Raw genomic sequence first — 12548 nt, 5'->3', positions numbered from 1 at the left:
GATGGATTCGCAACGCAATCTTCTTATCATCGCTTTGTTGTTCGTGTCTTTCATGATCTGGCAGGCATGGGAGCAGGATAAAAATCCTCAACCCCAGCAGCAGACCACGCAGACTACGACCACCGCAGCGGGTAGCGCCGCCGACCAGGGCGTACCGGCCAGTGGCCAGGGGAAACAGATTACGGTTAAGACCGATGTGCTTGAGCTGACTATCAACACCCGTGGTGGTGATGTTGAGCAGGCGCTGCTGTTGACCTACCCGAAAGAGCTGAAGTCTACCGAACCGTTCCAGTTACTGGAAACCACGCCAGAGTTTATCTACCAGGCGCAGAGCGGCCTGACCGGTCGTGATGGCCCGGATAACCCGGCTAACGGTGCGCGTCCACTGTATAACGTCGAGAGCGACACCTTTGCGCTGGCTGATGGCCAGAACGAACTCGTTATCCCGATGACCTATACCGACGCGGCAGGCAACACGTTCACCAAAACCTTCACCTTGAAACGCGGTGAATATGCGGTAAACGTGGGCTACAGCGTACAGAACACCGGTGCGAAACCGCTGGAACTGTCTACCTTCGGTCAGCTGAAGCAGTCCATCAATCTGCCGTCTCACCGTGACACCGGAAGCAGCAACTTCGCGCTGCACACCTTCCGTGGCGCGGCATACTCCACGCCTGACGCGAAGTATGAGAAATACAAGTTCGACACCATTGCCGATAACGAAAACCTGAACGTCAGTGCTAAAGGCGGTTGGGTGGCAATGCTGCAGCAGTATTTCGCGACTGCATGGGTGCCAAACAACGACGGTACCAATAACTTCTACACCGCGAACCTGGGCAACGGTATTGCAGCCATCGGCTACAAATCTCAGCCAGTTCTGGTTCAGCCGGGTCAAACCGGTAAGCTGGCAAGCACCCTGTGGGTCGGCCCGGAAATCCAGGACAAAATGGCTGCTGTTGCGCCGCACCTGGATCTGACCGTCGATTATGGTTGGTTGTGGTTCATCTCTCAGCCGCTGTTTAAGCTGCTGAAGTTCATCCACAGCTTCCTGGGTAACTGGGGCTTCTCCATCATCGTTATCACCTTTATCGTTCGTGGCATCATGTACCCGCTGACCAAAGCGCAGTACACCTCCATGGCGAAGATGCGTATGCTGCAGCCGAAGATTCAGGCAATGCGTGAGCGTCTGGGCGATGACAAACAGCGTCAGAGCCAGGAAATGATGGCCCTGTATAAAGCAGAGAAAGTGAACCCGCTGGGTGGTTGCTTCCCGCTGCTGATTCAGATGCCAATCTTCCTTGCGCTGTACTACATGCTGATGGGTTCCGTTGAGCTGCGCCATGCGCCGTTCGCCCTGTGGATCCATGACCTGTCCGCACAGGACCCGTACTACATCCTGCCGATCCTGATGGGCGTGACGATGTTCTTCATCCAGAAGATGTCGCCGACCACCGTGACCGACCCGATGCAGCAGAAGATCATGACCTTTATGCCGGTCATCTTCACCGTGTTCTTCCTGTGGTTCCCGTCAGGTCTGGTGCTGTACTATATCGTCAGCAACCTGGTGACCATCATCCAGCAGCAGCTGATTTACCGTGGTCTGGAAAAACGTGGCCTGCATAGCCGCGAAAAGAAAAAGTCCTGATCCGATAAGTTAACGCTAAAATAAGGGCGGTCGATTGACCGCCTTTTTTATTTGTATTGAACGAGAGCAACCATGAGCCATAACGACACTATCGTCGCCCAGGCAACCCCACCGGGACGCGGTGGTGTAGGTATTCTGCGCATCTCCGGCCTGAAGGCGCGCGAGGTGGCCGAAGCGGTGCTGGGTAAACTGCCAAAACCGCGCTACGCGGATTACCTGCCATTTAAAGATAGCGACGGTACGCCGCTGGACCAGGGCATTGCGCTGTGGTTCCCCGGCCCGAACTCCTTTACCGGCGAAGACGTGCTGGAGCTGCAGGGCCACGGCGGCCCGGTGATCCTCGACCTGCTGTTAAAACGTATTCTGACCCTGCCGGGCCTGCGAATTGCGAAGCCGGGCGAGTTCTCCGAGCGTGCTTTTCTGAACGATAAGCTTGACCTGGCCCAGGCCGAGGCGATTGCCGACCTGATCGACGCCAGTTCTGAACAGGCGGCCCGCTCCGCCCTGAACTCGCTGCAGGGGGCATTCTCTGCCCGCGTGAATCACCTGGTGGAAGCACTTACTCACCTTCGGATCTACGTGGAAGCAGCTATCGACTTCCCTGACGAGGAGATCGACTTCCTCTCTGACGGAAAAATCGAAGCCCAGCTCAACCAGGTGATGAGCGACCTCGACGCGGTGCGCGCCGAGGCGCGTCAGGGCAGCCTGCTGCGCGAAGGGATGAAGGTGGTCATTGCCGGGCGCCCGAACGCCGGGAAATCGAGCCTGCTGAATGCCCTGGCGGGCCGTGAAGCGGCCATTGTTACCGACATTGCCGGTACCACCCGCGACGTGCTGCGCGAGCATATCCACATCGACGGGATGCCGCTGCACATTATCGATACCGCCGGTCTGCGCGATGCCAGCGATGAAGTTGAGCGTATCGGTATTGAACGCGCCTGGCAGGAGATCGAGCAGGCTGATCGCGTGCTGTTTATGGTGGACGGCACTACCACCGACGCCGTTGACCCGGCTGAGATCTGGCCAGATTTTATCGCCCGCCTGCCGGCTAAGCTGCCGATCACCGTAGTGCGCAACAAAGCAGACGTGACCGGTGAAACGCTGGGTATCAGCGATGTGAATGGTCACTCGCTCATTCGCCTGTCGGCGCGCACCGGTGAGGGCGTGGACGACCTGCGTAACCATCTCAAGCAGAGCATGGGCTTTGACACCAGCATGGAAGGCGGCTTCCTGGCGCGCCGTCGTCACCTGCAGGCGCTGGAAGAGGCGGCCCGTCATCTCGACCAGGGCAAAGCACAGCTGATCGGCGCCTGGGCGGGTGAACTCCTGGCGGAAGAGCTGCGTCTGGCGCAGCAGAATCTGAGTGAGATCACCGGGGAGTTTACCTCGGACGATCTGCTGGGAAGGATTTTCTCGAGCTTCTGTATTGGCAAATGACACCCGCTAATCAATGGTGATTTCCTCCCAGGAAATCACCATTGTCCAAATGGCAACTCGCCTAATCCCTCTTCTCCCCCTATTCTGCTTGCCTGCATCCATGGGGGGTTTATGGCTCGTTTTCTGTTTTGTAGTTTTGCGCTCGTTCTGCTTTATCCGTCTGGCATTGATATGTATCTGGTGGGATTACCGCACATCGCCCGCGATCTGGGTGCCAGCGAAGCGCAGCTGCATATTGCGTTTTCGGCCTACCTCGCGGGGATGGCGTCGTCGATGGTGTTTGCCGGAAAAATTGCGGATAAGGCCGGTCGTCAGCCTGTCGCGATTACCGGTGCGATTGTGTTCGCCCTGGCATCGATACTGTGTTCCGTCGCCCAGGAAAGCACCCTGTTCCTGACAGGACGTTTTATTCAGGGGATTGGAGCGGGTGGCTGCTATGTGGTGGCCTTTGCGATCCTGCGCGATACCTTAAGCGCCCAGCGTCGCGCGAAGGTGCTCTCCATGCTGAACGGCATAACCTGCATCATCCCGGTGCTGGCTCCCGTCGTAGGCTATCTGATCATGCTGAAACTCCCGTGGCAAAGCCTGTTCTGGACCATGGCAGCCATGGGTGCGCTGGTGTTTGTCCTGTCGATTGCCGTGCTGAAAGAGACCCACCCGGGTTCGCAGAATAGCGGTCATACCGCAAGCATTCACCCGGCCGAGAAGCTCATCAACCGCTTTTTCCTCAGTCGCCTGGCCGTCACTACGCTCAGCGTGGCGGTGATCCTGACCTATGTAAACGTTTCACCGGTATTGCTGATGGAGACCATGGGCTTCGATCGCGGAGAATATTCAACGGTGATGGCCTTAACCGCCATGGTCAGTATGGCCGTCTCCTTCTCCACTCCTTTTGCACTCAATATTTTCAGCCAACGCATGCTGATGCTGACCTCGCAGGTGCTGTTCCTCGCTGCAGGTCTGATCCTGGCGACGGCAAGCTCACACGCGGTGATGCTGGTGGGCATTACCCTCATTTGCGCCGGATTCTCGGTTGGTTTTGGCGTCGCGATGAGTCAGGCGCTCGGCCCGTTCTCGCTGCGGGCAGGCGTGGCAAGTTCGGTGCTGGGGATCGCGCAGGTCTGCGGTTCATCGCTGTGGATTTGGCTGGCGGCGGTCATCGGACTTAACGCGCTCAATATGCTGATCGGGATTCTGATTGGCTGTAGCATGGTCTGCATTACTTTACTTTTGGTTATCCAGCCTGCGGCAAACTATGAAGAAGCCCATCAGCAATCTCGATCTTAACCTTTTGCTTTGTCTGCAGCTTTTGCTGCAGGAGCGCAGCGTCACCAAAGCCGCAAAGCGGATGAACGTCACGCCGTCAGCGGTAAGTAAATCACTGGGCAAGCTGCGCGACTGGTTCGACGACCCGCTGTTTGTCAAAACGCCGTTAGGGCTACTGCCCACGCCGCTAACGGTCAGCCTTGAGCAGGACCTGGCGGACTGGATGCAAATCGGCAACCAGATCCTCGACAAATTCCATCATGATTCGCCGGGCGGGCTAACGTTCATGCTGGCTGCTGAAACGCCGTTGATGCTGATCCGCTTTAATGACCTGCTGGAACAGGTGAACCAGCGCTATCCGCAGGCAACGGTGAAGATGCGTCACTGGGATTACGATTCGCTGGACGCCATTACGCGCGGGGAAGTGGATGTGGGCTTCACCGGCCGCGAAACGCACCCGCGCTCGCGGGAACTGCTGAAACTGATGCCGTGGTTTATCGACTACGAAATCCTGTTTAGCGACCGTCCGTGCGTCTATCTGCGCGAGGACCATCCGGCACTTCAGGAAGAGTGGGATCTGGAGACCTTCCTGCGCTACCCCCATATCAGCATCTTCTGGGAACGCAGCGACACATGGGCGCTTGATGAAGTTCTCAAGGAGATGGGACGTGAGCGCACCATCGCCATGAGCCTGCCGGGCTTCGAACAGGCGATGTTTATGGCGGCTCAGCCCGGTCATAACTATATCGCCACCGCTCCGCACTACTGCCATCACTATAATCACCTCCACCAGCGGAAGCTGATCGCGCTTCCCATTCCCATTGACGAAGCGCAGGCTGAAAAGCTGACCGTTCCCTTCACGCTGATCTGGCATAAACGTAACAGCCATAATCCGAAAATCCTCTGGCTACGGGAGACCATCAAGGCCTTATACGGTGCCAACAGTCCGATTTTTGCCTAAGAAAATGTAAAGTTCGGTCCTAAGGCTTCTCTTACGCCCATTTACTGATTAAAACAGGAGGCAAGTTGAGCGATAATCATGTAACCGTTTAACCGAATACGACCATTATCAAGGAGCGAAAAATGGCAACGCACTTTGCAAGAGGGATACTCACAGAAGGACGTCTCGTATCGGCCAGAATCTCTTCCGCCTGTCACAGTGAGGCGCTCAAACTCCCCGAACACCGCAGAACGCGTTTTTTAGCGTCCAGAGCGCTGCTCGCAGAACTGATGTTCATGCTGTATGGCACCAGCGAACTGCCGGAGATCATCACCCAACCCGAAGGCCGCCCGGTCTTTGCCGACCCGGATCTCCCCCGTTTTTCTATTGCCTACACGGGGAATATCATTGGTGTAGCGCTAACCACCGAGGGGGATTGCGGGCTGGATATGGAGCTTCAGCGTGCAACGCGAGGATTCCACGGTGCAAGCCCGCACGATGACTACCCGCTCTCAAGTAATGAAAAACTCTGGGTGCGCAACCAAACCGATCCCGTCGAGGCCAGAGCTCAGCTCATCACCCTGCGCCAGAGCATCCGCAAGCTCTGCGGTTGTGCCTCAGATGATGCCCGTCAGTTGCAGCTGTTACCAGGCTCCGGACGCCTGCGTGCCGCTCAGGCAACGCTTGTAGAAGCGCTCAGCGATGCAGAAGATGTGTTGATATGGTCCGTTGCCGTCAGCCCCGCCATCGAACGGCTAAAGGTTTGGGCATTTGACAGTAAAGAGGGATGGCGTACTCTTCCGGATGTGCCCGAGCGAGCCAACGAACCCGCCGCACGTCTGATGCGATTAACCAGCTTACCGGCAGAAAAAGCATACATCCTTAGCTGATCCATTCAGGGTCATCATGATGAAACAGGAGTAATCATGTCTGATACGTTGAAAGTTGTTACGTTACTGGGAAGCCTGCGCAAAGGTTCATTTAACGGGATAGTTGCCCGCACGCTGCCACAGCTGGCACCGGCAGGTATGGAGATTAGCGCCCTGCCGTCTATTGGTGACATCCCGCTGTATGATGCAGATGTCCAGCAGGAAGAAGGGTTCCCGCAGAGCGTTGAGGCGCTGGCAGATCAGATCCGCCAGGCCGACGGCGTGGTCATTGTCACCCCGGAGTATAACTACTCGGTTCCGGGTGGCCTGAAGAATGCCATCGACTGGCTGTCCCGTTTACCTGAGCAGCCGCTGGCGGGTAAACCGGTACTCATCCAGACCAGTTCTATGGGTGCCATTGGTGGCGCACGCTGCCAGTACCACCTGCGCCAGATCCTGGTATTCCTGGATGCGATGGTGATGAACAAGCCGGAGTTTATGGGTGGCGTGATTCAGAAAAGGTCGACCCACAGACGGGTGACGTGGTGGACCAGAGCACGCGTGACCATCTGTCTGGTCAGCTGACGGCGTTTGGGGATTATATTAAGCGGGTTAAAGCCTGATAAAAAAGCCCGGTGGCGCTAGCGCTTACCGGGCCTACACTCTTCAGTAGGTCAGGTAAGCGAAGCGCCACCTGACACCACAAACCGCACCTTAGTGCGCATCGATAAACACAATCTTCAGCACAAACAGCAGCGCAACAACAATCACGCACGGGCTGAGATCGCGGAAGCGGCCGGTACCGATCTTCATCACGCAGTACGAGATAAAGCCCAGCGCGATACCTTCGGTGATCGAGAAGCTGAATGGCATCATCACGGCGGTAATAAACGCCGGCACCGCTTCGGTTAAATCATCCCACTTCACGCGTGACAGGCTGGAGGTCATCAGCACCCCCACGTAGATCAGCGCGCCAGCTGCCGCATACGGAGGAACCATACCCGCCAGCGGAGAGAGGAAGATCACCAGCAGGAACAAAATACCCACCACCACTGCCGTCAGGCCGGTACGACCGCCCACGGACACGCCGGAAGAGGATTCAATGTAAGCGGTAACAGACGAGGTGCCGATGAAAGAGCCCGCGACGGAAGAGATGCTATCCACAAACAGCGCCTGCTTCATGCGTGGGAATTTCCCTTTCTCATCCGCCAGACCTGCTTTGTCCGTCACGCCAATCAGCGTACCGGAGGAGTCAAACAGGTTGACCAGCATGAAGGAGAAAATCACACCCGCCAGGCCCAGGTTCAGGGAACCCGCCAGGTCAACGTGACCAATCACGGTTGAAACGCTCGGTGGCGCAGAGACGATACCGTTATAGTGAACGTCGCCCAGCATCCAGCCCAGTAAGGTCGTGACCACGATGGACACCAGCACCGCCGCATGAATATTGCGGGAGGCCAGGATCGCAATGATGAAGAAGCCCAGCACGCCCAGCAGCACGTTATGCGAGGTCAGATGACCAATGCTCACCAGCGTTTCCGGGTTCGCAACGATCACACCGGCGTTTTTCAGCCCCATCATACCGATGAACAGACCAATACCGCTGGTAATACCCACGCGCAGGCTCACCGGAATGTTCGCGATCATCCAGTAACGTACGCGGAAAATGGTCAGCAGCAGCAGACCAATAGCGCCCCAGAAAATCGCGCCCATGCCTACCTGCCACGGCAGCCCCATCGCCTGAACCACCACGAACGCGAAGAAGGCGTTCAGACCCATAGCGGGAGCCAGCGCAACCGGCAGGTTAGCGAACACGCCCATCAGGATGCTGCCAAGCGCCGCAATCAGACAGGTAGTCACAAAGACGGCGCTGGTATCCATGCCAGCAACGCCCAGAATTTGAGGGTTCACAAAAACGATGTAGACCATCGTCAGGAAGGTGGTGAAACCGGCGATCACTTCGGTGCGTGCCGTTGTGCCGTGCTCGCGCAGTTTAAACACGCGCTCAAGCAGACCCTGACCAGATGTCTGGGTAGTGTGTTGTTGACTCATCATCAATTTCCGAACAAGGAGGGAAAATTCGTCGCTATCCTATACCAAAATGCGACAATAGTGGCAGTTACGTGATACTTTTTTCATTGATTTTGCTTATACGGCAACGATTGCGTCCCGGCGAACTGCCGTACGAAAACGTTAAACTTGTTAAAAGGGAAAGGCATGTCCGGAATTGAAGCGGTATTTTTTGACTGCGACGGTACGCTGGTCGACAGTGAGGTCATTTGTTCCCGCGCGTATGTCACCATGTTCCAGGAATTTGGCATTACGCTGGAGCTCGAAGAGGTGTTTAAGCGCTTTAAGGGCGTGAAGCTCTACGAGATTATCGACATCATTAACGAAGAACACGGTGTCTTTCTGGCAAAAGCGGATCTGGAGCCGGTGTATCGCGCCGAGGTTGCACGCCTGTTCGACTCAGAGCTGGAAGTCATATCAGGCGCAAACGCGCTGCTGGATGCGATGACGGTGCCGATCTGCGTGGTCTCTAACGGTCCGGTCAGCAAAATGCAGCACTCGCTCGGCAAGCTTGAAATGTTGCACCATTTCCCGGAAAAACTGTTCAGCGGCTACGATATCCAGCGCTGGAAGCCCGACCCGGCGCTGATGTTCCATGCGGCGAAAGCGATGAACGTCAACGTCGAGAACTGCATTCTGGTGGATGACTCGTCTGCGGGTGCGCAGTCCGGCATTGATGCAGGGATGGAGGTGTTTTACTTCTGTGCCGATCCGCACAACAAGCCGATCGTTCATCCAAACGTGACGACCTTTACCGATCTGGCGCAGTTGCCGGAGCTGTGGAAAGCGCGCGGGTGGGATATTACGCGTTAAGCTAAGGCAGGGCGGGTAAGCGCTAGCGCCACCCGCCACAAAAATCACTCTTTCGGGTCTTTACCCGCCAGCAGCTTGTCCAGCTCGTCGCCGCCGACGTGACGGAAGTCCTGACCCTTCACGAAGTAGAAAATGTATTCGCAAATGTTCTGGCAGCGGTCGCCGATACGCTCGATGGAGCGCGCGCAGAACAGAGCGGTCAGCACGCTTGGGATGGTACGGGAGTCTTCCATCATGTAGGTCATCAGCTGACGCACGATGCCTTCATACTCCTGGTCGACCTTCTTGTCTTCCCGGTAGATACGCACCGCTTCGTCCAGATCCATACGCGCAAAAGCATCCAGCACGTCGTGCAGCATCTGCACGGTGTGCCGACCCAGTGACTCCAGGCTCACCAGCAGCGGCTGGTGCTGCTGCGAGAATTTCTCCAGTGCGGTGCGGCAGATTTTGTCGGCCACGTCACCAATACGCTCCAGCTCGGCGATGGTTTTGATGATGGCCATCACCAGACGCAGATCGCTCGCCGTCGGCTGACGTTTCGCGATAATGCGCACGCACGCTTCGTCGATGGCGACTTCCATCATGTTGACGTTCTTGTCGCCTTCAATGACGCGCTTCGCCAGCTCGCTGTCCTGGTTGTGCATAGCCGTAATCGCATCGGAAAGCTGCTGTTCAACCATGCCACCCATGGTCATCACCTGCGTGCGAATACTCTCCAGCTCTGCGTTGAACTGGCCGGAAATGTGTTTGTTAAGATTGAGGTTGTCCATGATTCACTCCAAATCAACCGTAGCGGCCAGTAATGTAATCTTCGGTTTGTTTCTTCGCAGGTCTGGTGAACAGCGCGTCCGTATCGCTGAACTCGATCAGCTCGCCCAGGTACATAAACGCGGTGTGATCGGAGCAACGCGCAGCCTGCTGCATGTTGTGGGTCACGATAACCACGGTGTAATCCTGCTTCAGCTCGGTGATCAGCTCTTCAATACGGCCAGTTGAGATCGGGTCCAGCGCTGAACACGGCTCATCAAGCAGCAACACTTCCGGGCGAATAGCAATACCGCGCGCAATGCACAGACGCTGCTGCTGACCACCGGACAGAGAGTACCCGCTCTGGTGAAGTTTATCTTTGGTTTCGTTCCATAATGCGGCCTTGGTCAACGCCCACTGCACGCGCTCGTCCATATCGGCACGGGAAAGCTTTTCAAACAGACGAACGCCAAAGGCGATGTTGTCATAAATGGACATCGGGAACGGCGTCGGTTTCTGGAACACCATCCCCACTTTGGCGCGCAGCAGGGCGATATCCTGCGCCTGGGTCAGAATGTTTTCACCGTCCAGGATGATTTCACCTTCAGCACGCTGCTCCGGATAGAGCGAATACATTTTGTTAAAGGTACGCAGCAGCGTGGATTTACCACAGCCAGACGGACCGATAAATGCCGTGACCTGGTTCTTCGCGATATCCAGGTTGATGTTCTTCAGGGCATGGAATTTGCCGTAGTAGAAGTTCAAATCACGAACCTGAATCTTACCCGGGGCAGTATCAACCATACTCATTGACTCTTTTCCTCATTCGGCGCCGCGAGCTGCCGCGCCGTAAAAAATTAACCGTGTTTCTTCTTCGCGAAAATGACGCGCGCCAGAATGTTCAGCAACAGTACGCAAAGGGTGATGATCAGCACCCCGGCCCAGGCCAGCTGCTGCCATTCCGCGAATGGGCTCATCGCAAATTTAAAGATCGTCACCGGCAGGTTGGCGATCGGCTGCATCATATCCGTGCTCCAGAACTGGTTGGAGAGGGCAGTAAACAGCAGCGGAGCCGTTTCACCGGCAATACGGGCGATAGCCAGCAGAATCCCGGTCATGATCCCGGAGACCGACGCTTTCAGCGTAATCGCAGAGATCATTTTCCACTTCGGCGTACCCAGCGCATAAGCCGCTTCACGCAGGCTGTCCGGCACCAGTTTCAGCATGTTCTCGGTGGTACGAATCACAATAGGCACCTGCAGCAGCGCCAGCGCAATCACACCCGCCCAGCCGGAGAAGTGTTCCATTTGCGCAACCACGATGGTGTAAACAAACAGACCCACGACAATCGACGGAGCAGAAAGCAAGATGTCGTTAATGAAGCGAATCACCTCAGCCAGCCAGGATTTACGCCCGTACTCTGCCAGGTAGATACCCGCCATAATGCCCAGCGGCGTACCGAACACGGTCGCCCACAGGATCAGTAATCCACTCCCCGCCAGGGCGTTCGCCAGACCACCACCCGCCGTGTTTGGCGGCGGCGTCATTTCGGTGAACAGCGCCAGCGACATGCCATCAATACCACGGGTGATGGTGGACATCAGGATCCAGATCAGCCAGAACAGGCCGAACGCCATCGTCGCCATGGAAAGCGTCAGCGCAATGCGGTTTTTAAAACGACGCTTTGCCTGCATTTTGCGGCGGGATTCCGCCAGCTGAGCGGTGCTTTGCATTTCGAGAGTCGCCATCAGCGTGCCCCCTCATTTTTCGCGAGACGCAGGATCATCAGCTTGGAAATCGCCAGAACAATGAAGGTGATAACGAACAGAATCAGACCCAGTTCCATCAGCGCCGCGACGTGCAGCCCGGATTCCGCTTCGGCAAACTCGTTCGCCAGTGCAGAGGTAATACTGTTACCCGGCATATACAGAGAGACGCTGTCGAGCTGGTAGGTGTTACCGATGATAAAGGTGACCGCCATGGTTTCACCCAACGCACGGCCTAATCCCAGCATGACGCCGCCGATCACCCCATTTTTGGTGAACGGAAGGACAATGCGCCAGATGACTTCCCAGGTGGTGCAGCCGATGCCGTAGGCCGACTCTTTCATCATCACCGGCGTTTGTTCAAAGACATCGCGCATAACCGCCGCAATGTACGGAATAATCATGATGGCGAGGATCACCCCTGCCGCAAGAATACCAATACCGAATGCCGGGCCTGAGAAGAGGGCGCCCACAAACGGAATGGCAGAAAGAACATTTCCCACCGGCTCCTGGAAGTATGTGGCAAACAGCGGCGCAAAGATAAACAGGCCCCACATGCCGTACACAATACTTGGAATGGCCGCCAGCAGTTCAATGGCGATGCCCAGCGGACGACGCAGCCAGCCTGGCGCCAGCTCCGTCAGGAACAGGGCAATACCGAAGCTTACCGGAACCGCAATCAGCAGAGCGATGAACGAGGTCACCAGCGTGCCGTAAATGGGCACCAGTGCACCGTAAACGTCGTTCGGCGCATCCCACTCTTTGGTCCACAGGAAGGAGAAACCGAATTTCTGAATGCTCGGCCAGGAGGAGAAAATCAGAGACACGATAATGCCGCCCAGCAGCAATAGCACAATCAGCGCAGCCAGTTTGACCAGCGCGCTGAAAATCATGTCACCTTTTTTACCCGGAGGGTTAAATGCAGGCTTGGTTGCAGCCATAAATCACTCTTCTGTTAAACGCGTTTACGAAATCGGCGGGTAAGCGCAAGCGCC

General features: G+C 56.2%; 11 protein-coding genes and 1 pseudogene. 7 read left to right on the top strand and 5 right to left on the bottom strand.

All coding sequences use genetic code 11. The annotated features are described in order from the left end of the window. The first annotated feature begins 1 nt into the window (after window position 1). The 6 genes and pseudogenes from yidC (at window position 2) to A4308_RS07210 (ending at window position 6780) form a co-directional block, all read left to right on the top strand. On the top strand, window positions 2–1645 hold the full coding sequence (yidC, locus tag A4308_RS07235) for a membrane protein insertase YidC (RefSeq protein ID WP_014881901.1): 1644 nt from the start codon (window positions 2–4) through the stop codon (window positions 1643–1645). A gap of 72 nt (window positions 1646–1717) precedes the next feature. Continuing rightward, entirely contained in the window at window positions 1718–3082 is a 1365-nt protein-coding gene (gene mnmE, locus A4308_RS07230) for a tRNA uridine-5-carboxymethylaminomethyl(34) synthesis GTPase MnmE (RefSeq protein WP_014881900.1), read from the top strand. A gap of 111 nt (window positions 3083–3193) precedes the next feature. Further along, a complete protein-coding gene (locus A4308_RS07225) occupies window positions 3194–4369 on the top strand; it encodes an MFS transporter (protein ID WP_032635228.1) in 1176 nt (391 codons plus the stop codon). Further along, entirely contained in the window at window positions 4338–5309 is a 972-nt protein-coding gene (yidZ, locus tag A4308_RS07220; protein ID WP_032635227.1) for an HTH-type transcriptional regulator YidZ, read from the top strand. Before A4308_RS07225 ends, yidZ begins: the two co-directional genes overlap by 32 nt. 122 nt (window positions 5310–5431) lie before the next feature. Further along, window positions 5432–6178, top strand: a complete 747-nt coding sequence (locus tag A4308_RS07215; protein ID WP_014881897.1) for a 4'-phosphopantetheinyl transferase family protein — start codon at window positions 5432–5434, stop codon at window positions 6176–6178. Window positions 6179–6214: 36 nt separating this feature from the next. Next, a pseudogene (locus A4308_RS07210) lies at window positions 6215–6780 on the top strand (NADPH-dependent FMN reductase). Between the two features lie 91 nt (window positions 6781–6871). On the opposite strand, the gene adeP reads toward A4308_RS07210, so the two are convergent. After that, window positions 6872–8209, bottom strand: a complete 1338-nt coding sequence (gene adeP, locus A4308_RS07205; protein ID WP_137675653.1) for an adenine permease AdeP — start codon at window positions 8207–8209, stop codon at window positions 6872–6874. 165 nt (window positions 8210–8374) lie between these two features. On the opposite strand from adeP, the gene yieH reads away from it, so the two are divergent. Beyond that, complete coding sequence (yieH, locus tag A4308_RS07200; RefSeq protein ID WP_023331663.1) at window positions 8375–9040, top strand: 6-phosphogluconate phosphatase; 666 nt, start codon at window positions 8375–8377, stop codon at window positions 9038–9040. Window positions 9041–9084: 44 nt separating this feature from the next. Here yieH and phoU read toward each other — a convergent pair whose 3' ends face one another. The 4 genes from phoU to pstC are packed head-to-tail and all read right to left on the bottom strand — an operon-like array spanning window position 9085 to window position 12494. Continuing rightward, the gene (phoU, locus tag A4308_RS07195; RefSeq protein ID WP_008500182.1) at window positions 9085–9810 is read right to left on the bottom strand and encodes a phosphate signaling complex protein PhoU; all 726 of its coding nucleotides are present in this window, start codon (window positions 9808–9810) and stop codon (window positions 9085–9087) included. A gap of 13 nt (window positions 9811–9823) precedes the next feature. Next, window positions 9824–10597, bottom strand: a complete 774-nt coding sequence (pstB, locus tag A4308_RS07190; RefSeq protein ID WP_010426574.1) for a phosphate ABC transporter ATP-binding protein PstB — start codon at window positions 10595–10597, stop codon at window positions 9824–9826. A gap of 47 nt (window positions 10598–10644) precedes the next feature. After that, window positions 10645–11535, bottom strand: coding sequence for a phosphate ABC transporter permease PstA (pstA, locus tag A4308_RS07185; protein ID WP_014881893.1), 891 nt, complete (start codon window positions 11533–11535; stop codon window positions 10645–10647). Continuing rightward, the gene (pstC, locus tag A4308_RS07180) at window positions 11535–12494 is read right to left on the bottom strand and encodes a phosphate ABC transporter permease PstC (protein ID WP_014881892.1); all 960 of its coding nucleotides are present in this window, start codon (window positions 12492–12494) and stop codon (window positions 11535–11537) included. Before pstC ends, pstA begins: the two co-directional genes overlap by 1 nt. Between the last annotated feature and the right edge of the window lie 54 nt (window positions 12495–12548).

Origin of the sequence: Enterobacter sp. ODB01 (genome assembly GCF_001623605.1) — a bacterium.
Lineage (GTDB): Bacteria > Pseudomonadota > Gammaproteobacteria > Enterobacterales > Enterobacteriaceae > Enterobacter > Enterobacter kobei.
The sequence above is the reverse complement of the archived record's forward strand: the minus strand, read 5'-3'. Positions and strand labels throughout refer to the sequence as shown.